The sequence below is a fragment of the Helicobacter japonicus genome (assembly GCF_000762845.2).
Taxonomy (GTDB): Bacteria; Campylobacterota; Campylobacteria; order Campylobacterales; family Helicobacteraceae; genus Helicobacter_C; species Helicobacter_C japonicus.
Genome location: NZ_JRMQ02000002.1, coordinates 127,385 through 147,857, shown reverse-complemented (window position 1 = coordinate 147,857; position 20,473 = coordinate 127,385). Strand labels below are relative to the sequence as shown.

The following is a 20,473-nucleotide window of genomic DNA, read 5'->3' as shown; positions in this document are numbered from 1 at the left end:
TATAATCTTATGATTTGAGATAATCTTTAAATGGAGGTGCAGTATGGGCTGGGTTTTTCTTAGCGGATTATTTTTGGGTATGCAACTTTAATGTAAGTGTCAGGGTAGATTCTACCCTGATAATAATGTTTGACACTAGATTTTAATACTAAAATAAAGAGGAGGAGTTTATGTTATGGTTCTTATTCGATTGGCTATCTTATACCTTAAGATTCTAATCAAAAAATGTGATTTTTATATCAAGCTTTGGTTTTCAAATATTAATGAGCTTGTAATTTTGAAAAAGAGGAGTAAAAATGAAAAAGGTTCTTATCTTTCTTCCACTTGCTTTTGCGCTTTGTGCTTTTAGCGCAGATGAACAGAAATATCGTTTTGTTGTAGGTGGGAGTATAGGTTCTCAAACCACTTGGTTTAAAAATGCTGATACAAATGTCAAATGGAGCAATATGGGCGAGACTTTGTATAACAAGAAAGGTGGTTTAAGCGGACGCGGTGCGGTAGGCTTACAGATAAATACAAGCCAAAAACTTTTTACGCGTATCCTCGCTGAAGTCGCAGAATCAAATCTCCTTGATAGCAGCTCAAAACCATCATATAGAAGCTATGGTATCACTTGGGAAGAAGGGTATAGATTCACTCCGCGATTTTATACCTTTGGCGGACCGGGTGTGCATTATGCAGAGCTTAAGCTCAATGATGAGAGCACAAAAGGATTTGGTGTCAATGTGAATCTAGGACTAGGTTTTGTGCTAAGCGATTCTGTTAGTCTTGAAGTAATGGGACGAGGTAGCTTCCCTTTAAGTGATAAGTTTAAGGAATTAGGAGCCAATAATAATGAAGCTCTGCCTATGCAACTTAGCTACCTCGCGAATATTATGATTGCTTTTTAAGAGCGCAAAATATCCCAACGAGGTGTGATTTTGCCATCGACTTGCTCGGTGGCGCACATACCCATAATATTATATCCTGCATCTACATAATGCACCTCTCCTGTAACACCACTTGCAAGAGGGCTTAGCAAATACATTGCAGCATTTCCTACCTGGTCAATACTCACATTTTCACGCAAAGGTGCGTTTGCTTCATTCCATTTGAGCATAATATTAAAATCACTTATTCCACTTGCTGCTAAAGTTTTAATAGGACCTGCGGAGATAGCATTGACACGAATGCCTTGTTTTCCCAAGTCATAGGCAAGATAGCGCACAGAAGATTCTAAGGCAGCCTTTGCTACACCCATAACATTATAGTTTGTTACATATTTCACACTTCCAAGATAAGTAAGAGTAAGAATCGCCGCATCTTTATTGAGGAGAGGCAACATTGCACGAGAAAGCTCAATAAGTGAATATACAGAGATTTCCATAGCGGTATTAAAGGCTTGTTTGCTTGTAGCGATAAAGTCTCCCTCTAAAGCGTCTTTTGGTGCAAAAGCCACAGAATGCACGATAAAATCAAGCCCACCTCTATCTCTTTTAAGTGAGTGAAAGAGTTGCTCAAAATGCTCTTCTTTGCTTACATCAAGCTCATAGACATAATCTTTTGCTTCTAATTCCTCTGCGATAGGACGCACTCTCTTTTCTAAAGCTTCATTTAAAAATGTAAAAGCCAAATCTGCCCCTTGTGCTTTACACGCTTTAGCGATACCATAAGCAATTGAGCGATTATTTGCCACACCTACAATAAGCCCCTTTTTCCCTGCTAAGATTCCAGACATACTTACTCCTTAAATAGTGGATTTTAAAGTGTATTATACTTAGTTTCTTTGAGATAGAGTAAATTTTATTTTAAATACATCAAAATAGTGGTAATATAAACATTGATACTTTGAATTCTTAAACTACAAAAGCATCAATATATTTTAGTAATGTGAAGGATTGGTAATGAAAAAGTTAGGTTTGGTTGTTGTCGCATTTTTATCTATAGGCTGTCTTTCAAATTCGCCTACACCGCAAGCAGAAGTAGAAAAAAATGCCAAAGAAAACATTATGAAAGCAAATGATACGCTTTATAATGAAATTTATGGCAAGGTGCTTAAGATTGAAGATTCACAAAAACTCAATGAATGCGTGGCGGGAATCCTTGTATCAAAACTTACACAAGATGAGAAGTTGTTTTTGGGTGGAAGCACTGCAGAAAAAGCTCAAGTATCAGAATCTGCAAAATCTGTGCTTGATAAAGTTAAACCTACAAGCAGCGAATCTAAAGAAGCGATTAAAACTTGTTCTGTTACTTTAGACGTAGCAAAAGCTATCAGCAAAGTAAAATAATTCCAGAGTAAAGTCTTGTATTCCGCGTTTAGTGTTAAAAACTAGCGCGGATAATCTCCTCAAAGCTTTGCAAGTCTAGGCTTGCCGAGCCTACAAGCACACCATTTACATAAGGTAAGGACAAAATTTCTTTTGCATTTGAAGGCTTGACACTTCCACCATAAAGTAAAGGTGTGCGCACGAGTGTAGAAAGCATAGAGTGAGTAGATTCTATTTGTTCTAAACTCGCACTTACACCTGTTCCAATCGCCCAAATTGGCTCATATGCGACAATAAGTTTAGAATAGCTTGTATCAATACCGCTAAGCTGTGCGCTTAGGTAGTCTTTTAATGCGCTTTCCCCTTTTTCTCGCACCTCTAAAGGTTCCCCGATACAATAATATATATGAAATCCTGCCTCTGCATAGAATCTAAATTTTTTATTGATAAAATCTTGATTTTCACCAAAAAGTGTGCGCCTTTCACTATGTCCAATAATAAGGCGATTGATACCAAATTCTTGAATCTGAAGCAACCCAATCTCACCTGTAAATCCCCCGCTAGGAGCAAAATACGCATTTTGCGCTCCAATATGAAAATGTGTAAAATTATCAGCAAGCAATGCAGTATGTGAGGGAAAAATATCCACTTGAATCTGTGATAAGGGCATTTGTATATCTGTGAGGAAAGAATCTAATCCTTTTGTGAAAGTATCAACTTGAGAGCGTGTGAGGTGTGCTTTGAAATTACCAGCAATGATTTTCATAATGTCCTCTTTTGAAATGTAAAATTTTGTGAAAATATAGGGCAAAATTGTATCTTAAAGTTTTAAAAGTTGCAATTTTGTTTTAAAGCCTGCTCGAAGCAAAAGGTAAAGGTGTGTGAAATTCAAAGAGCTAAAGTTGTATTTGTGAATCTAGTATTTTTCAGTTATTATTTCTATTTACCTTAATTGAATAAAGCGAGTTTATATGAATACTTTAAGTGTTATTGATACTTTCGGGTTTTTTTTTCGCAGTTTTTATGCCTTACCGCCTTTAAAAAATAAGGAGGGATTCCCCACAGGATTACTTGTAGGATTTTGTAATTTATTGCAATCTCTTTATAAAGACCCTTCTTGCACCTATGTGGTATTTGCCCTTGAAGGCAAGGGTGAAAATAAAAGACGACAAATTTATGATGCATATAAGCGCAATCGTCAATCCCCACCACAAGAGTTATTGATGCAGCTTCCCATTGCGATTGAATGGATTGAAAAAATGGGATTTTTAAATATTAGTATTGAGGGTTATGAAGCTGATGATGTGATTGCTTCGATTAATAAAGTTGCTAACGCGCAAAATATTGCTGTGCGTATCATTAGCCACGATAAAGATTTGTATCAACTTATTGATGAGAATACTTATATTTATGACCCCATTGGTAAAAGAGACATTAAAGAGGCTGAATGTTTGCAAAAATATGGTGTGTATCCTAGAAATTTTATCGATTATCAAAGTTTGGTGGGTGATAGTAGTGATAATATTGTAGGTATTAAAGGCATAGGGGCAAAAAGCGCACAGAAACTTATTTCACATTTTGGCACAATAGAATCTCTTTATAAGCGTGAGAGTGAATTAGAAAGCATTGTTACACCACGCATTGCAAATCTTTTACGTGAGGGCAAAGATAATGCTTTTTTGAGCAAAAAGCTTGTAACGCTTTATGATGATTTGCTTGAAAATATTGATTTAAGTAAATGCTTAATGCCAGAATCTAATCCTATGCTTAAAATTTTAGATGAGCTTAAAACTTATGATTTAAAAAACATTATCTCTAAAGTCCAATCACCACACGAACGATACGCACAAAAAAGAAGTGCGCAAAAAGGAGTAGGCTCACTCAATGATATACCTGATAATCTACAATCCCCTTTGTCTTCACAGAATTTTACTTTTAAAGCCCATTTGCTTGATAGTTTTGAATCTTTAGAATTTGTATTAGATTCTATTCCTCATAATGCTAAGATAGGCTTTGATTGCGAAAGTGATAGCCTTAATATACAAGAGGCAAATTTGGTTGGATTTTCATTTTGTTTTGATGGAGAGAATGGCTATTATGTGCCAGTAGGTCATCATTATTTGGGTGTGGGGCGTCAGCTTACACAAGATGAAGCCAAAAAAGCCATAGAGCGTATTTTTACATACCCACTTATTGGACATAATCTTAAGTTTGATTTAAGCCTCATTTTCCATACTTTAGGGATTAGGCATAATCGAGAGATTTATGATAGTATGATTTTAGGTTGGCTTTATGATAGTATAGCTCCTGTAGGACTTGATAAACAAATGCTTAAATGGTTTCATCATACGATGATTAGTTTCGATAGTGTGGTATTAAAGGGTGAAAATTTCTCTCAAGTAAGCATTGCCACAGCGACACAATATGCGGCAGAAGATGCAGTAGCAACCTTTAAACTTTATCATAAGCTAGAAGAATCGCTCTATAAACGAGAATGGGGCGACATACTTGAGCTTGCAAAAAACCTTGAATACCCTTTTATTAAAGTGCTTATGGCAATGGAATCTGAAGGGATTAAAGTCGATATCGCTTTATTAGAATCTCTTAAAGAAAAAGCAAGTGAGCATATCGCAAATCTTAGCACACAAATTTTTGCACTTTGTGGAGAAACTTTTAATCTTAATTCTCCACAACAACTCGCACACATTCTTTTCAATCAGCTTGGCTTGAAAGCAGGGAGAAGCGTAAAAGGTGGGCTAAGCACAGATGAACGCACACTTCTTGATATTGTTGATGCCCACCCTGTGATTGCCCTTATTCTTGATTATCGTGAAGTCAATAAATTAAAAAGCACTTATATTGAGCCTTTACTTCGTTTTGGTGGGGCAAATGATGAGCATAGAATCTATACTTCATTTCTCCAAAGTGGCACAGCTACAGGACGCTTAAGCTCAAAATCTCCTAATCTTCAAAATATTCCTGTGCGGCGAGAAGAAGGGCGTAAAATTCGTGAAGCATTTATCAGTAAAGAGGGATATAGCCTTATTAGTATTGATTATTCGCAAATTGAATTGCGACTTCTGGCACATTTTTGTAAAGATTCCTCACTTATAGAATCTTTTAAACAGGATAAAGATATTCATTTTGAGACAGCTGCACGACTTTTTGGTATAGAATCTGCCACGCAAAAACGTGCCATTGCTAAATCTATCAATTTTGGGCTTATTTATGGTATGGGAAGTAAGAAACTCGCCCAAACTTTGCATATTACACTTAAAGAAGCAAAAAATTATATTGAGAGCTATTTTGCGCTCTTTCCCACAATAAAAACCTTTTTAGATGAGCAAAAGGCTTTTTTGCTTGAAAATGGTTATTCGCAGACATTATTAGGACACAGGCGGTATTTTGATTTCAAAAATGCCACAGATTTTATGAAATCAAACTTTTTGCGAGAAGGGATAAATTCTATTTTTCAAGGCTCAGCAGCAGATTTGATTAAGCTTTCAATGTGTGAAATTCACAAGCGATATGAAAATAGTGATTTAAAAATGCTTTTGCAAGTGCATGATGAACTTATTTTTGAAGCTCCACAGGAGAAAGCACAGGCTTATGCTAAAGAAGCAGCAGAGATTATGAATCATATCTATACGCTTGAAGTGCCACTTAAATGTGGCATCAGTATAGGCAAGAATTGGGCTGAACTTAAATAGATTTTTTATGTCTTAAGAGGTATTTTTATATAAAATGGTATAATGATTGCTAGCTCTTAGGTAAAATATTTTTTTACTTTACTTTTAGGATTCTATAAAGAAGTATGGAATATGATACGCAATTATATGGGGGCAAATAGAAGTATTTGCTTAGAGTTGAAGGCATAAATGGCTCATATAGATAAGAAAATAGAGATTTTGGGAACTTCTTTTATTTGTGATGAATTTTATGAAATTAAGTTAAAACATAATAAGAAACAAGAAGTTGTTTTTAGAGCTGTTCAAATATCTCGTGATAGGTTAGGAAATAAACTTTCTTATGTGCAACCAAGAGCCCTATTTGCAAATGGAAAATCTATATGTTTGCAGATGTTTTTAAATTCCTGTGATTTGGCTACCTTGCAAATATGCGAACGCAAAGAAAAATCATATGATTAAAAGAATTCTCTAATATTAACATTCAGCGATTTAGCGATTTTGTAGCAATGCTCAAGGTTGAAGTGTTTGCCATAGCGGTTATTTTCACAATTTGAATAAAAGGCTATGGACTTTATCCCAATATCAAGAGCTAAGTCAAGCTGGGATACACCTCTTTCTTCGCGCAAGCTTCTAATTTTACGTGATACATTTTTATAAAATTCTAGAATCTCCTCTTGTGTGGCATTGCTTAACTTTTCTTGCATACTCTACTTTATCCTATAGGATTAATTTTGTTTTTAACTTTACAATGATAAACTGCGGTTTTACATATCCTATGGGATAAATTTGTAGAGAGGTTTTGTTATGAAAGTGCAGCAAGATACGATGAATAACTTTTTTTCAATTACAAATACACGCTTTACTATTCCTGTGTATCAAAGAAATTATGCGTGGGAGAAAGAAAATTGTGCAAAAATCTTAGAAGACATTGTCAGTATCGCAAGAGATATAAACAAAACGCATTTTATGGGAACGATTACTTTCATTATTCACTTAGTGCCAGAAGAAAATACTCTAAGAAATACACAAGAGTATATGATTATCGATGGGCAGCAACGCATTACTACGCTTATGCTTTTACTCAAAGCCTTGCAGCAAAAGACAAGAGATGAACAGATACGACAAGAAATTGCACGATTTTTAAGTGATAATAACACTACTACGCGATTACGACTAAAGCCAATTAAACGCGATAGAGAGGCTTATAGTCTTGTTATGGATAATCGTTGGAATGAATGCAATGGTAATTCTAAAATAAAAACAAATTATCATTTTTTTATTAAAGAACTTGATGAATATGTGAAGCAAGGATATGGCATAGAAGAAATTTATGGTGCTTTTTTGCGTCTTAAAATCGTAGGCATTGGGCTAGAAAAAGATGATGATGACCCACAGGTAGTTTTTGAAAGCATTAATGCCACAGGTGTGCGCCTAGAAGGAGTGGATTTAATACGCAATTATCTAATGATGGGCGAAGATTCTCAAAGGCAACAAAATCTTTATGAAACATATTGGATACCCCTTGAAGAATACCTCATAAAAGAATCAGTCATCAGCACATTTATCGAACACTATTTGCGTATTTATTATGGAGTAGATGTGAAACAAGATGAAATCTACAAACTTTTTAAAAAGCATAGTAAAGAGCATTTTGGCAGCAACCTCGAGGGACTTATGCAAGAGATACGCGATTATTCGTCTCTTTATAGAATCTTTGTCGATGATACATTTTCTCTGCAACAACCAAATGCAACAGATGGAGAATTGATAATTTTGCGCAAATATATACAAATTATCGTAGAACTTAAATTTGGCGTATCCTATCCTTTTGTTTTGTGTCTCGCATACGATTTTGTGAATGATAAGTTAGATTATGAAAATTTTAAGGCTATGTTAGAAATTCTTATTAGTTATTATGTGCGCAGAATGATATGTGGAGAAGCTTCAAACGCACTAAATAAGGTAGTCTATGGGCTTTATAATCACCTTAAGGACGCAGATTCTATAAATGTTAAGGGATTAATGCAATTTTTAGGGACAAAAAATGGTAGGGAGATTTTCCCAAGTGATGTGCAGTTAAAAAGATATTTTGAAACAACCAATGCATATTCTTTGAGGGCGTGTAAGCTGATATTTTTAGAAATTGAAAAAACAATGAATGCAGAGCCACCCAGAGAGGAAAAATTAGAAGTTGAGCATTTCTACCCACAAACTCCAGATAGGGAAGGGAGATGGCGCAACCTCGTAGGAGAGGAATATATCGAGCTAGAGGGCAGTTATCTCAATACATTTGGTAATCTCTCACTCACAGGACAAAATAGCAAACTTAGTAATAAGCCATTTGAGGAGAAAATAGAACTTTTGCTTGAAAATGGTTCGTTAAAATTGAATGAATATTTTACAAATATGAATTCTTGGGGAATTGAGCATATCAAGGCAAGAAGTGCGTATTTGGCTGATAAGTTTTGCGCGATTGAAATATTTAGAGATTTGCCACAAGAGTATCGTGTCAAGTCTCTTGCAAGGAATTTAGCCGATGATTTAACTTATTATCACTTTAGATTTATGAGCTGCCCAAATGGCGATATAAAAGAAGTGAGTAATGCTAAAGAAGTAGTCAAAGCAGTTATAGAGTATATGTATGAATACCATAGAGATGCAGTAGAAAATGCTTTAAATGAAAATTTAAAATATATTACCTTTGATGAAAATATAGCAAAGAGCAGAGATGTGGCTGGTTCTTTAAGTATAGAATGTGAAAAAGGAAAGTTTTATTTCACCTCAAGTGCTTCAATGAGGGATGTGGGCAAGAATCTCGCTCATTTTGTAAAATCTGCGGGAATTTCACCTGAAGGGTTTATCTTAGAAAACTAGATTATTTTCTATTTTTAGAATCTTATTGCGAGAAACCCCCTTAATCCTTACTCTAAATGCTCTCTTTTACGATAGATTAAGATTCCAAAGATAAGAAAAAGGCTAAAGGGCAGAATTTCAAGCATTGTTTTGAGCGCACCAAGAAAATCTATCCCATAGTTTGCTACTTGCACATAGAGTTTCAAATAATGGCTAATAGGCAAGATTGTATGCCAAAATGTCGCAAATGCTCCCATAGAATTAACCGGAAAGGTAAGCCCCGCAAAGGCAAAGCTTGGCGCACAATAAATCGCTGCTACACTTAAGGCGCGCGTATGGTCTTTAAAGAGTGCATAGACAAAAACCCCTACCCCCGCATATGCGGTAAATGTAAGTAATGCACCAAGATAAAGCGTGAGATAGTTTCCGCGAAATTCAAAGCCAAGCGCGTGAAAAAATATCATCATCATTATCCACCAAAATGAGAAAATCCCCGCATACGCAAAAACTTTTGTGAGGATATAAACATACGCATTAACTCCATCAGGCATTTGGCTTTTTTTACCTTTGACAAAGCCTACATCGCTTTCATCACGCGCTAAAGAATTAATCACGCACACGATAATAAGCATAATCCACGAGCAAGGTAAAATCCCTGTGAGGAGGAATTGTGCGTAGCTATTATTGATATTATAAAGTGGCGTAATTTGCATTAGAATCGGTGAGCTTTTGGCTAATGCGGCATCAAGATTCTGTGTTTGAATGAGATTCTTGCCAAGCTTTGCCTTGACATTACTTGTGAGAATGAGCTGCTTAAAAGAGCTTTCAATAGATTTTGCGATAAGCACAAGTTGTGCATTATAATAAATTGGAATCTCACTTAATATAGCTTTTTTGCTTCGTGCTTCAAGTCCATAGGGAAAAACAACCACCGCATAAATTTTGACATTACTTATATCAGCTTTTGCTTCCGCGAGACTTGTGTAAGCTTTAGTGATACTCACTGCTGGAATCGCATCAAGATTGCGAGCTAACTCTTTGCTTAAAGGGCTATTATCTAAATCTACAATGCCAATGGGTGCGCCTCGCACGAAACTTTGTGAAAATACACCCCATACAAAAAGTGCAATAAGAAGAGGAGCAAGTGTGCAGAGAAAAAGCGAGAATCTATCTTGTATAAAGCCATTAAATTCACTTACAAAAAAAGGAATGAGATGTTTCACATAATGTATAGATTCTATAAAATTGAAAGAAGGTTTCATTGACTTATATCCTTGCTAAGTTGCGCTTCCCTCTCGCATTTTAAAAGCCATACAAACACTTCTACTACTGCATTATACATCTCTGGTGGAATATGAGAATCTAAAGGGATTTGCAAAAGAGAATCGACAAGCAAAGCATTAGCAAAAAGTGGCACATCAAAAGCTTTTGCTTTAGCAATAATACGCATAGCAAGCTCATTTTGTCCTTTTGCTACGACACGCGGTGCGCTATCCTTACCTGCTTCATAACTAAGTGCTACTGCCTTTTGATTATTCATTATGTCCCCGCAAAATATAACATTAATAAATGAGATTGAGTGCATCAATATCGTTCCAAGAGAGATGAGAAGAATTACCCTTAGATTCCATAAAAGAGTGCAAAGTGCTTACGACACTGCGTGTAATAATATCTGTCTCGATATTTACCCTCCTGCCTACTTTAAATTGTCCAAAAAGTGTATTTTTCAAGGTATGGGGGATAAGTGTGAGTTTAAAGCTATCTTGTGTGCGCTCGACAATAGTTAGACTGATACCATCTACACATACAGAGCCTTTAGGGATAATGCACGAGAGTGTTTGTGGGGAAGATTGTATCCAAAAATCACTTGAATCCGTGTGATGATGTATTTGTGTGATACGTCCTATGCTGTCAATATGTCCTTGCACGATATGTCCATCAAATCTATCGCCCACCTGCAAGGCTGGCTCTAAATGCACAAATGAGCCCTGTGTGTAGTTTTCTAAGGCAATGTGTTGTTGGGTATGCTTACTTAGCTCCATAGCCATACCGCCATTAAAGAATGATATAGCAGTAAGACACGCACCATTAATGGCAATAGAATCTCCTAGGTGAGCTTTATTGTATGAAGTGAGTATTTCAAGTGTATTGCTGGTAAAGCTTTTTACTTGAGCGATTTCACGAACTAATCCACTAAACATACTTTCCTTTCAATTTTGTGTGAAGTAAATTTGAGTAAAGAATAATTATGCTAAAATCTCATCTTTTATTCTAACACAATTCTATATAACAATTACAAGGATTCTGTTTTATGAGTGCAAGAGAACCTATGCGGTTTGATTATATGATAGATACACATTGTCATTTAGATTCTCAAAGCTTTGAGAGTGATTTAGATGAGGTTATTGCGCGCGCATATAAGGCAAATGTGGCTAAAATTATTATTCCGGGTGCAGATATACGCACTTTACCAAAAGCTTTAGGCATCGCACATCAATATGAAAATGTCTATTTTGCAGTGGGTGTGCATCCTAATGATATTGATTTGTTTGATAACAATGTATTGAAAGAGTATGCTCAAGATAATAAATGCGTGGCTATTGGAGAATGTGGGCTAGATTATTATCGTTTAGCTGAAATATCACAGAAAGAAGCCCAAACACAAGAGGCAATTAAAGCACAACAAAAGCAATGCTTTATTGCTCAAATTGAACTTGCTTTGCAACTTCAAAAGCCACTTATTGTGCATATTAGAGAAGCAAGCACTGATGCTTTTGAGATTCTTAATGAGTATAAAAATGCCTATGGAGTCTTACACTGCTATAATGCAGATAGAATCTTGCTTGGATTAAGTGAGCGGTTTTATTATGGCATAGGTGGGGTTTGCACTTTTAAAAACGCAAGGCGACTTATCGAAGTGCTACCACTTATACCAAAGGAACGCATTGTGCTTGAAACTGATGCACCTTATCTCACACCTCACCCACATAGGGGGACACGCAATGAGCCGCATTATATTCCATTGATTATGCAGCAAATTGCTCAAGTGCTTGGTATGAGCGAAGATGAGGTTATGGGTTTAAGCACACAAAATGCAATGAGACTTTTTCAAGATATGAATTAAAGGATACATAATGCCATTAAAGATTCTAAAACATTCTTTATCTGCGGTAATATTGACTTCACTATGCACACTCAATGTATGGAGTAATGATATATGGAGCGATAGCAGTGATTTTTATGCGATTACTCATAATAAAAGCACAAATCAAGTTTTAAACTCATTTGGCGTCCATACTGCATTTATGATAAATGTAGCCGATAGTGCGCGTGCGCAAAAAGTGCAAGAGAAATCACGATACTTTATGCAAAAGTTTGCAAATGGCTATGAATTTATCCCTACACTTAAAAATATGATGGCAAAAGAAGAAATTCCACAAGAATTTTTATTTCTTGCTATGGCTGAATCTGAATTTGCCCCATCTGCTAAAAGCTCCAAAAAAGCCATAGGGATTTGGCAAATTATGCCTGCTACTGGTAAAAGCTTAGGGTTAGAGATAAATTCTTATATTGATGAGCGTAAAGACCCTATAAGAAGCACAGAAGCAGCTATAAAGTATTTGAAATACCTTTATGAAATAACTGGAGAGTGGTATTTAGCTGCTATGGCATATAACTGCGGACCTGGACGTTTGAAACGAGGTATTGAGGAAGCGGGAGGTGATACGCGTATTGAGACATTGCTTGATGATGAGGCGCAATATCTTCCGGCTGAAACGCGCAATTATATTCGCACGATTTTAGCAATGAGCTTGCTTTTTAATGATGTGGATTTTTTAAAGGCACAAAATGCGGATTATCTCCTTAATCGTGGGGCAACTGATAGTATAGCAAGTGTGAGTGTTAAGGGTGGCGTATCTCTTAGCACGATTGCACAAAGCGCAAAGATTCCATTAAGTGAGCTTAAAAAATATAATCGTCATTTTGTCCGCTCTACATTACCACAGGGCAATAAACGTTATAATGTATATCTACCATATGACAAATTGCGCAATTTTAAAAGAAACTTTAATGAGAAACACTATAAACAAAACACATCTCCATATATCACACACATTGTGCAACAAGGTGAGAATCTTGGTATAATCGCTAAAAACTATAAAGTTTCAATACAAGCTATACAAGAGATAAATAACATTAAAGGCACAAATATTTTTGCAAACCAACAACTTACCATTCCTGTTTCTAAAAATAAAGCCACAACGATTGCTGATAGCAGATAGGATAAAGGAGTATTATGAAAAATAATATAAGTATTTTTGTTTGTTTTAGCTTATTATGTGCTATTTTAAGCGGTTGTGTAGAGAAAAATGCAGGTTGGAATGAGAATGCCAAAAGCACAAAGGGCTTTAATGATAGTTTTGACGATTTAGATGCTTTCAATCAAGGGATTACACCAAATATTGGTGGAAATTCTATGAGAGAATCTCCTGCGATTCAAGAAGCGACTATGCGTCCTTATCAAGTTGCAGGTAAATGGTATTATCCTGAAAAGGTAAGTCTTGGGGATAAATTTGATGGATATGCGAGTTGGTATGGTCCAGACTTTCACGCAAAAAAAACTTCAAATGGTGAAACTTATAATATGTATGCACATACCGCAGCGCATAAGACTTTTCCTATGAATACGGTTGTTAAAGTGCTCAATGTAGAAAATGGTAAAAGCACGATTGTGCGGATTAACGATAGAGGTCCATTTGTGGAGGGGCGCATTATTGATTTAAGCTCGGCAGCTGCAAATGATATTGATATGGTAAAAGTTGGCACAGCAAAGGTGCGCTTAGAGGTGATTGGCTTTGGCGGTGTGATTAATAAAGATATGAAAATGCAAAATGTTGAAAGTGATGATGTTTTAAATAATGAATTTAAAGTTGCAAACACTCCAAAGTCAGTGAGTGGAGGAGATTTTGCTATTCAAGTGGGAGCATTTAGGCGATATGAAGGTGCGCAAATCACACAAGAGAGATTCTCGCATAATCCACCATATCAAAGTGTGATTAAGGAATTTGAGCTTAATGGCGCACCTATTTATCGCGTATTTTTACGAGGATTCCAAAGTGAAAAAGAAGCACGAGATTTTTTAAAGAAAAACACGCAAATTCAAGGTGGATTTTTTATCCGTGATTGATGATAAAGGGAAGTGCTATGAAAAATCAAGAGACAAAAGTGATACACAAATCACGCAAGACAAAAGAGACAGACATTAGCTTAAATCTTCTTATTTATGGCAGTGGTAATGCACAGATTCAAAGTGATATAGGCTTTTTCAATCATATGTTAGAATCTCTAGTTAAGCACTCACTTATGGACTTAGAGATTGTATGTAAGGGTGATACTTTTGTTGATGGACATCATAGCATTGAGGATTGTGGTATTCTCTTAGGTCAAGCATTGGCACAAGGTATTTATCCAGCGCAAGGTATTGAGCGATTTGGTAATGCAAGCGTGGTGATGGACGAATCTTGTGTAGAATGTGATATTGATGTGAGTAATCGGGCGTTTTTAGTTTTTGAAACAAATGCGTATAAGTTTCCATTTAAAGGCAAAGTAGGAGAGCTTGATGTAGAGCTAGTAGAGGAGTTTTTCCGTGCAGTGTGTTTTAATGCTAACTTAAGTGTGCATATTGTGTTAAAAAGGGGCAAGAATCTCCACCATATTATTGAGGCAATGTTTAAAGCCTTTGCAGTAGCTTTGCGTCGTGCTTTAAGCCCAAATCCTAGAATCTGCACTCCTTCTACTAAGGGTGTGTTATGATAAAACTTTTAGTATTTGATGTTGATGGCACATTAAGTGATGGCAAGGTATTTTTTTCTCAAAGTGGTGAGGAGATAAAGGGCTTTGATATAAAAGATGGCTTAGCTATTAGCGTATGGAATCGTCAAATGCAACGCGCAAGTGCCATTATCAGCGGCAGGGAATCTAGCATTGTGCAAAAACGCGCAAGCGAGCTAGGTATAGAGCATATTTTTATGGGTGCAAAAGATAAGGGACAGGTTTTAAAGGATTTACTTAAAACATTAAATCTCAAAGAGAAAGAAGTAGCTTGTATTGGCGATGATTTAAATGATTTGCCTCTATTTAGAATCTGCTCATTTGCTTATATGCCAAAAAATGGTGCAAAAGAATTAAAAAAATATGCATATAAGATTCTAAAATCTTGTGGTGGGAATGGCGCGGTGCGTGAGATGATAGAAGATGTATTAAAGCACAATGGGGATAAAAAGCTTGAAAAATATTTCTTATAGAATCTATGCTTTTTTTATTACATTACTCTGTTTTAGTTTAAGTAGTATCATATTTTTTACACAAGATAATGAAATTCACGCAGCCATTGGGAAAGAAGTGCCAAACATTGAGATAACAAATTTTATGCTTTATGTTACAAACTCTCAACATACACAGGCTGTCTCATCTGGGACTAAAGCACTGCGTTATGAATCACACGAAGAAATTTATGATCTTTTTATTAATCAAGTTAATCAAACATTGCACGAGTATATGTATGCACCCTTTGTGCATAGCCAAAATAGAATCTACACATTCTCTCAAGGTGTGAATTATTTGCGTTTAGATGGATTAAATTTTTGGAGCAAATGGGGAAGTTATAATTACAACACACGCATTTTTACAGGCAAGGGCGATTTCACGCTTGATAATGCCTCAACGCACGCAATTGGAAAGAATCTTTACTATAATGCCTTGCAAGATATATTTAAAGCAGATTCTATAAAAGTTATATTAGGTGGCAAATAATGCGTTCTGTCAATTATGTGCTGTGTTGTTTGCTTTTTTTGAATATATGTGTTTTTGGTGCATCAGCGCAACTAGAAGTAAGTGCAAATGCTATACAGAGCGACTTAAAGAAAGGTGAGACAATTCTTACAGGCAATGTGATTGTGATAAAAGATGAGGACAAGCTATGGGCGGATAAGGTGGTGATTGAGATAAATAAAAAAAATCAACCACTAAAATACACTGCCACAGGCAATGTGAGATTTTACGCTAAAATGCCAAATAAAGAAGTCAATGGCAGGGCAAAAAAAGCAATGTATGATGTGCAAAAAGATGAGTATAGGCTTATTGATAATGCAATGATTGAAGAATCTAATAAGCACAACATCATTCGAGGCAATCTTATTGTTTTTAATCCCACTACAGAAGAAGCTTCTATAAAAGGCTCAAATCAAAAGCCAAGTGTGATTACTTTCACAATGGACAATGCTAATGAGTGATATACAGGTTGTAGAATCTCATTTTTTAATTTCTGCGAGTAACGCAAACAATGCCCCAGCACCTAAAGATTCTGAAATTGTGTGTTTAGGGCGAAGCAATGTAGGTAAAAGCACTTTTATCAATACTATTTTAAATAAACCTCTTGCTAAAAGCTCTGCTACACCGGGTAAAACACAACTTATTAATTTTTTTACTTCTCTATGGATTTATGAAAATGAGCGCATTCCACTTACTTTTATTGATTTGCCCGGTTTTGGCTATGCAAAAGTAAGTAAATCACTCAAAGCACAATGGGAGGAGCATTTGTTTCATTTTTTACAAACGCGCCAATCCCTTAAGCTTTTTTTGCATTTGGTGGATTCTCGTCATATCAATACACAAAAAGACCAAATAATGAGCGGTTTGCTTGAAAAAATAAGCCATAATGATCAATATATTTTGAGAATCTATACCAAAGCCGATAAGCTTACCCAAAATGAACTCAATGCGCTTAAAAATAGCATAGATTCTCATAAGGACAAGAATCTGCCCAATACACATTGTTTGATTTTTAGCGCAAATACAAAGAATCATCGAAAAATGACATCTGTGGCGCAAATGCGTGCAAAAATTTTAACTTATACTTTAGGATTGCAAAATGGCATTTGATATAGTAAGACCTACTTTGGCAGATATTCCTGCTATGCGTGAAATTGTAAATATTGAGGTAAAAAATGGTGTGATTTTAGAGAGAAGTGAAGATGAAATGGCAAATGCTATCCGCTCTTATCATCTTGCAAAAGATTCTCAAAGTGGTGAAGTAGCAGGATTTTGCGCACTTTATATTTATTCCAAAGAATTAGCAGAAGTGCGTTCTTTGGTTGTAAAAGATACTTATCGCGCTCAAGGATTAGGAAGTAAGCTTGTATGCGAAGCTGTTGAAGAAGGAAAAAAGCTTGGGTTAAAGGAGATTCTCACACTTACTTATCGGGCACACTTGTTTCAAAGATTAGGTTTTGTTATAATAGAAAAATCGTTTTTACCAAATCACAAAATATGGGCAGATTGTATCAAATGCAAACATTTTCCAATATGCGACGAAATAGCACTTATAAACAAACTCTCTTAAGTTTCTTCCTTTTTTTAGGGTTTTATATTTATGAGAGTATAGCAAGTATGCAGATGTGGCTACCACCGCTTATTGGTGTGTGCTTGGTGCTTTTTATACGATTTGGCAAAGATGATGGTGGATATAGATTTTTAGCTATTATTGGGGGTTTGGCATTTATAGAATCAGAAAACGCTCTTCCCATAGGCTCACTTTTGGTGTTGTTTTTGATTCTATCTTTATTTGTGATTCCACGTATTCAGTATGTATTTAATACAATTCGTGCTACTCGTATAGCTTGCGTGATATTGGCATACGTGAGTTTATATATCGGGACATTATTGCTTGATGTAATTATGGGAAGCTCAATCGCACCAAATATAATGATGATACTTTATTATATTGTTATCGAAATTGTTATAGTGATGTTTTTATAATGAATGCCCGGTATAAGTTTTTTATTCTTTTTATGTTGCTTGTATGGTCTATCATAGGGCTACGTTTAATTGTTATTAATGTTATCAATCACGAGTATTATCAAAAATTTGCTGAAAAAAATGCGCTCAAAACTGATGTTTTGCTTCCTATGCGTGGGCTTATCATAGATAGAAATAATGAGCCTTTAGCTATTAATGAATTAGGTTTTTCTATCGCGCTTCTTCCAAAGATTCGTAATAAGAGTATTATTGAATCTGAAATTGATTACATTGTATCATTCCTCCCTCACCTTGATAAAGAAAAGCTTTTAGAACTCTACAAAAAAAACAATCATGCCTATAATCACGCTCCTGTGGAAATTGTGCGTTTTGTGCCCTATGCAGATATATTGAAAGTCTATGCATATTTGAAACGCTCACCTTATATTATTATCACGACAAATACAAAACGTTTTTATCCAAACGAGAGCACTGCTTCACACGTCATTGGTTATGTGTCAAAAGCAAATGATAAAGATATGCAAAATAACCCTCTCTCTCAATATAGCAAGGTTATTGGTAAAGATGGCATAGAAAAAACCTATAATAATTATTTACAGGGCGAAGTGGGATACAGAAAGGCTCAAATCAATTCTCTTTACAAAGAAACCAAACTTTTGCAAGAAGACAATGTGCTTCATCGTAATGATTTGCGTTTGTCGCTTGATTTAACGCTTCAAGAGAGCATTGATAGAGAGTTTGTTGATAAATATGGTGCAGTAATTGTAATGGATGTGCATAATGGTGAAATACTCGCAGCAGGGAGCTATCCAGAATATAATATTAATTATTTTGTTGATGGTATTAGCCATAAAAATTGGCAAGAACTTACAGATAATATATATAAACCTTTGATTAACAAGCTTGTTTATGGGCGTTATCCTCCCGGCTCAGTCATTAAAATGGGTATGCTTTTATCTTTTTTAGAATTTGCAAATATACACGAAAATACAATAATTAAAACACCACCTTTTATAGAATTTGGTGGGCGTAAATTTCGTGATTGGAAGGCTTCAGGGCACGGGAGTGCAGATGCGATAAAGGCAATTAGAGAATCTGTAGATGTGTATTTTTATATTCTCTCTCAAGCTGCAGGAGTTGAAAATACTGCAAACGTGCTAAAACAAATGGGCATAGGAGAGAAAACAGGTGTAGATATTCCAAATGAAGTGAGTGGTATTTTACCTACGCCCGAGTGGAAATTGCGTCGCTATGGTGAGACTTGGTATATTGGCGATACTTTAACAACTTCCATTGGGCAAGGTTACTTTCTCGCTACACCTATGCAAATAGTGCGTTACACGGCTTTAATTGCATCGGGCAAACTTGTAACACCACATTTTGCAAAAGACTTTAATGGAAGAAGTGCAGATTTTGAAGTCAAAGATGTCCTTAATGATTTGCAAAAATCTAAGCTTGATGTTTTGCGTAAAGGTATGTATCAGGTGTGCTCTGTGCCTGGTGGAACTGCATATTATCGCACACAAGGCACAAAAGTAAGTCTTGCTTGTAAAACAGGAACTGCACAAGTGGTAGGTATTCCACAAGATATACAGCAGCGCACAAAAGAAGCTGATATGGAGTATTTTCATCGTTCTCACGCTTGGATTACAGCATTTTTGCCTTATGAGAATCCTCAATATGCTGTTACAATCCTTATAGAACACGGCGGAAGTGGCGGAAGTGGCGGACCTATACTTGTCAAAATCGCTAATAAACTCAAAGAGTTGGGCTATGTTAAATAATCGTTGGGAGAAGATATATGGGACATTTAGTTGATTCTAAGACTATTCTTATTACAGGTGGCACGGGAAGTTTTGGTAAAAAGTTTGTTGAGCGTGTTTTAAGGCATCATAATCCAAAGAAAATTATTGTTTATAGTCGTGATGAATTAAAGCAATACGAAATGGCACAAGTTTTTACTGATAAAAGAATGCGCTATTTTATTGGTGATGTTCGGGATAAAAATCGCTTAGAGAGCGCACTTGATGGCGTAGATATTTGTATTCACGCTGCTGCACTTAAACACGTGCCTATTGCTGAATACAATCCTATGGAGTGTATAAAAACAAATATTGATGGCGCAAGTAATGTTATTAGTGCGTGTTTAAGCAATAATGTCAAGCATATTATTGCCCTTAGCACAGATAAAGCGGCAAATCCTATTAATCTTTATGGCGCGACAAAACTTTGCTCTGATAAGCTTTTTGTAACAGCAAATAATATCAAGGGGAATAAAGATTCTAAATTTAGTGTGGTGCGCTATGGGAATGTCGTAAGTTCGCGCGGCTCTGTTATCCCATTTTTTCAAAAGCTTATCAATGAAGGTGCAAAAGAGTTGCCTATTACAGATGAGCGTATGAGTAGGTTTTTTATTACTTTAGAATCTGGCGTTGAGTTTGTGCTTGAAAATTTAGAGCGTATGCACGGAGGAGAAATATTTATACCCAAGATTCCAAGTGTGAAAATTACTCAACTAGCACTAGCACTTGCTCCTCATTTGCCGCATAAAATTATTGGCATACGACCGGGTGAAAAACTCCACGAAGTGATGGTGCCAAAAGATGATTCACATTTATGTGTGGAATTTGAACAATTTTTTATTATTATGCCAACCATTAGCTTCCAAATGCCTATTGATTATCATAAAACACTGAAGGGAGAATGTGGAGTGCCTGTGTGTTCAGGTTTCGAGTATAGCAGCGATAGTAATTCTTGGTGGCTTAAAAATGATGAAATTCTCAAAATTATTCAAAAATGATAAAATTTAAGCAATTTATCAGAAAATACATTTTACAATCACGAGTTTTCAAATTCTCATTAAAG

General features: G+C 35.8%; 23 protein-coding genes. 17 read left to right on the top strand and 6 right to left on the bottom strand.

The window, feature by feature from the left end; genetic code table 11:
* The first annotated feature begins 296 nt into the window (after positions 1 to 296).
* On the top strand, positions 297 to 890 hold the full coding sequence (locus tag LS65_RS02355; RefSeq protein WP_034361295.1) for an outer membrane beta-barrel protein: 594 nt from the start codon (positions 297 to 299) through the stop codon (positions 888 to 890).
* Here the strand turns inward: LS65_RS02355 and fabI are convergent.
* Entirely contained in the window at positions 887 to 1,717 is an 831-nt protein-coding gene (gene fabI, locus LS65_RS02350) for an enoyl-ACP reductase FabI (protein ID WP_034361293.1), read from the bottom strand. The two genes, LS65_RS02355 and fabI, sit on opposite strands and share 4 nt — an antisense overlap.
* Positions 1,718 to 1,883: 166 nt before the next feature.
* Between fabI and LS65_RS02345 the strand changes: the two genes are divergently transcribed.
* Positions 1,884 to 2,270 (top strand): hypothetical protein, encoded by a 387-nt coding sequence (locus tag LS65_RS02345; protein WP_034361291.1) that lies wholly within the window; start codon positions 1,884 to 1,886, stop codon positions 2,268 to 2,270.
* A 34-nt stretch (positions 2,271 to 2,304) separates the two neighbouring features.
* Here the strand turns inward: LS65_RS02345 and LS65_RS02340 are convergent, their stop codons facing one another.
* Positions 2,305 to 3,015 (bottom strand): triose-phosphate isomerase, encoded by a 711-nt coding sequence (locus LS65_RS02340; protein WP_034361289.1) that lies wholly within the window; start codon positions 3,013 to 3,015, stop codon positions 2,305 to 2,307.
* 205 nt (positions 3,016 to 3,220) lie between these two features.
* On the opposite strand from LS65_RS02340, the gene polA reads away from it, so the two are divergent.
* Both polA and LS65_RS02330 read left to right on the top strand, forming a co-directional pair.
* Positions 3,221 to 5,959, top strand: a complete 2,739-nt coding sequence (gene polA, locus LS65_RS02335) for a DNA polymerase I (protein ID WP_034361287.1) — start codon at positions 3,221 to 3,223, stop codon at positions 5,957 to 5,959.
* Between the two features lie 168 nt (positions 5,960 to 6,127).
* Complete coding sequence (locus LS65_RS02330; protein WP_034361286.1) at positions 6,128 to 6,397, top strand: hypothetical protein; 270 nt, start codon at positions 6,128 to 6,130, stop codon at positions 6,395 to 6,397.
* Here LS65_RS02330 and LS65_RS02325 read toward each other — a convergent pair.
* The gene (locus tag LS65_RS02325; protein ID WP_034361284.1) at positions 6,394 to 6,642 is read right to left on the bottom strand and encodes a helix-turn-helix domain-containing protein; all 249 of its coding nucleotides are present in this window, start codon (positions 6,640 to 6,642) and stop codon (positions 6,394 to 6,396) included. The genes LS65_RS02330 and LS65_RS02325 overlap by 4 nt on opposite strands.
* Positions 6,643 to 6,742: 100 nt before the next feature.
* Here LS65_RS02325 and LS65_RS02320 point away from each other — a divergent pair, with 100 nt between their 5' ends.
* Positions 6,743 to 8,812, top strand: coding sequence for a DUF262 domain-containing protein (locus LS65_RS02320; RefSeq protein WP_034361282.1), 2,070 nt, complete (start codon positions 6,743 to 6,745; stop codon positions 8,810 to 8,812).
* Positions 8,813 to 8,859: 47 nt separating this feature from the next.
* On the opposite strand, the gene LS65_RS02315 is transcribed toward LS65_RS02320, so the two are convergent.
* Genes LS65_RS02315 through ribE form a run of 3 tightly spaced genes read right to left on the bottom strand, consistent with a single transcriptional unit; the run spans position 8,860 to position 10,992 of the window.
* Positions 8,860 to 10,053, bottom strand: coding sequence for an ABC transporter permease (locus tag LS65_RS02315; protein WP_052061032.1), 1,194 nt, complete (start codon positions 10,051 to 10,053; stop codon positions 8,860 to 8,862).
* Positions 10,050 to 10,331, bottom strand: a complete 282-nt coding sequence (locus LS65_RS02310; RefSeq protein ID WP_034361281.1) for an EscU/YscU/HrcU family type III secretion system export apparatus switch protein — start codon at positions 10,329 to 10,331, stop codon at positions 10,050 to 10,052. The genes LS65_RS02315 and LS65_RS02310 overlap by 4 nt, the downstream gene beginning before the upstream one ends.
* 22 nt (positions 10,332 to 10,353) lie before the next feature.
* Positions 10,354 to 10,992 (bottom strand): riboflavin synthase, encoded by a 639-nt coding sequence (gene ribE, locus LS65_RS02305; protein ID WP_034361279.1) that lies wholly within the window; start codon positions 10,990 to 10,992, stop codon positions 10,354 to 10,356.
* 143 nt (positions 10,993 to 11,135) lie between these two features.
* Between ribE and LS65_RS02300 the strand changes: the two genes are divergently transcribed.
* The 12 genes from LS65_RS02300 to pseB are packed head-to-tail and all read left to right on the top strand — an operon-like array spanning position 11,136 to position 20,408.
* On the top strand, positions 11,136 to 11,915 hold the full coding sequence (locus LS65_RS02300) for a TatD family hydrolase (RefSeq protein ID WP_034361975.1): 780 nt from the start codon (positions 11,136 to 11,138) through the stop codon (positions 11,913 to 11,915).
* Between the two features lie 10 nt (positions 11,916 to 11,925).
* The gene (locus tag LS65_RS02295) at positions 11,926 to 13,074 is read left to right on the top strand and encodes a lytic transglycosylase domain-containing protein (protein ID WP_084707890.1); all 1,149 of its coding nucleotides are present in this window, start codon (positions 11,926 to 11,928) and stop codon (positions 13,072 to 13,074) included.
* Positions 13,075 to 13,088: 14 nt separating this feature from the next.
* Positions 13,089 to 13,979 carry a septal ring lytic transglycosylase RlpA family protein gene (locus tag LS65_RS02290; RefSeq protein ID WP_034361277.1) on the top strand — a complete coding sequence of 297 codons (891 nt, stop codon included), beginning with the start codon at positions 13,089 to 13,091 and terminating at the stop codon, positions 13,977 to 13,979.
* A 17-nt stretch (positions 13,980 to 13,996) separates the two neighbouring features.
* Positions 13,997 to 14,605, top strand: a complete 609-nt coding sequence (hisB, locus tag LS65_RS02285) for an imidazoleglycerol-phosphate dehydratase HisB (protein WP_034361972.1) — start codon at positions 13,997 to 13,999, stop codon at positions 14,603 to 14,605.
* Positions 14,602 to 15,096: a KdsC family phosphatase gene (locus LS65_RS02280; protein ID WP_034361275.1), complete on the top strand. Its 495-nt coding sequence runs from the start codon at positions 14,602 to 14,604 to the stop codon at positions 15,094 to 15,096. The genes hisB and LS65_RS02280 overlap by 4 nt, the downstream gene beginning before the upstream one ends.
* Complete coding sequence (locus LS65_RS02275; RefSeq protein ID WP_034361273.1) at positions 15,077 to 15,604, top strand: hypothetical protein; 528 nt, start codon at positions 15,077 to 15,079, stop codon at positions 15,602 to 15,604. The genes LS65_RS02280 and LS65_RS02275 overlap by 20 nt, the downstream gene beginning before the upstream one ends.
* Positions 15,604 to 16,083, top strand: a complete 480-nt coding sequence (lptA, locus tag LS65_RS02270) for a lipopolysaccharide transport periplasmic protein LptA (RefSeq protein ID WP_034361272.1) — start codon at positions 15,604 to 15,606, stop codon at positions 16,081 to 16,083. The genes LS65_RS02275 and lptA overlap by 1 nt, the downstream gene beginning before the upstream one ends.
* Positions 16,076 to 16,732 (top strand): ribosome biogenesis GTP-binding protein YihA/YsxC, encoded by a 657-nt coding sequence (gene yihA, locus LS65_RS02265; RefSeq protein WP_034361270.1) that lies wholly within the window; start codon positions 16,076 to 16,078, stop codon positions 16,730 to 16,732. The genes lptA and yihA overlap by 8 nt, the downstream gene beginning before the upstream one ends.
* A complete protein-coding gene (locus LS65_RS02260) occupies positions 16,722 to 17,192 on the top strand; it encodes an N-acetyltransferase (protein ID WP_034361268.1) in 471 nt (156 codons plus the stop codon). The genes yihA and LS65_RS02260 overlap by 11 nt, the downstream gene beginning before the upstream one ends.
* A gap of 47 nt (positions 17,193 to 17,239) precedes the next feature.
* Positions 17,240 to 17,608 (top strand): hypothetical protein, encoded by a 369-nt coding sequence (locus LS65_RS02255; RefSeq protein ID WP_236096595.1) that lies wholly within the window; start codon positions 17,240 to 17,242, stop codon positions 17,606 to 17,608.
* Positions 17,605 to 19,392, top strand: coding sequence for a penicillin-binding protein 2 (mrdA, locus tag LS65_RS02250; protein WP_084707889.1), 1,788 nt, complete (start codon positions 17,605 to 17,607; stop codon positions 19,390 to 19,392). Before LS65_RS02255 ends, mrdA begins: the two co-directional genes overlap by 4 nt.
* A 17-nt stretch (positions 19,393 to 19,409) precedes the next feature.
* Positions 19,410 to 20,408, top strand: coding sequence for a UDP-N-acetylglucosamine 4,6-dehydratase (inverting) (pseB, locus tag LS65_RS02245; RefSeq protein WP_034361265.1), 999 nt, complete (start codon positions 19,410 to 19,412; stop codon positions 20,406 to 20,408).
* Positions 20,409 to 20,473: the final 65 nt, after the last annotated feature.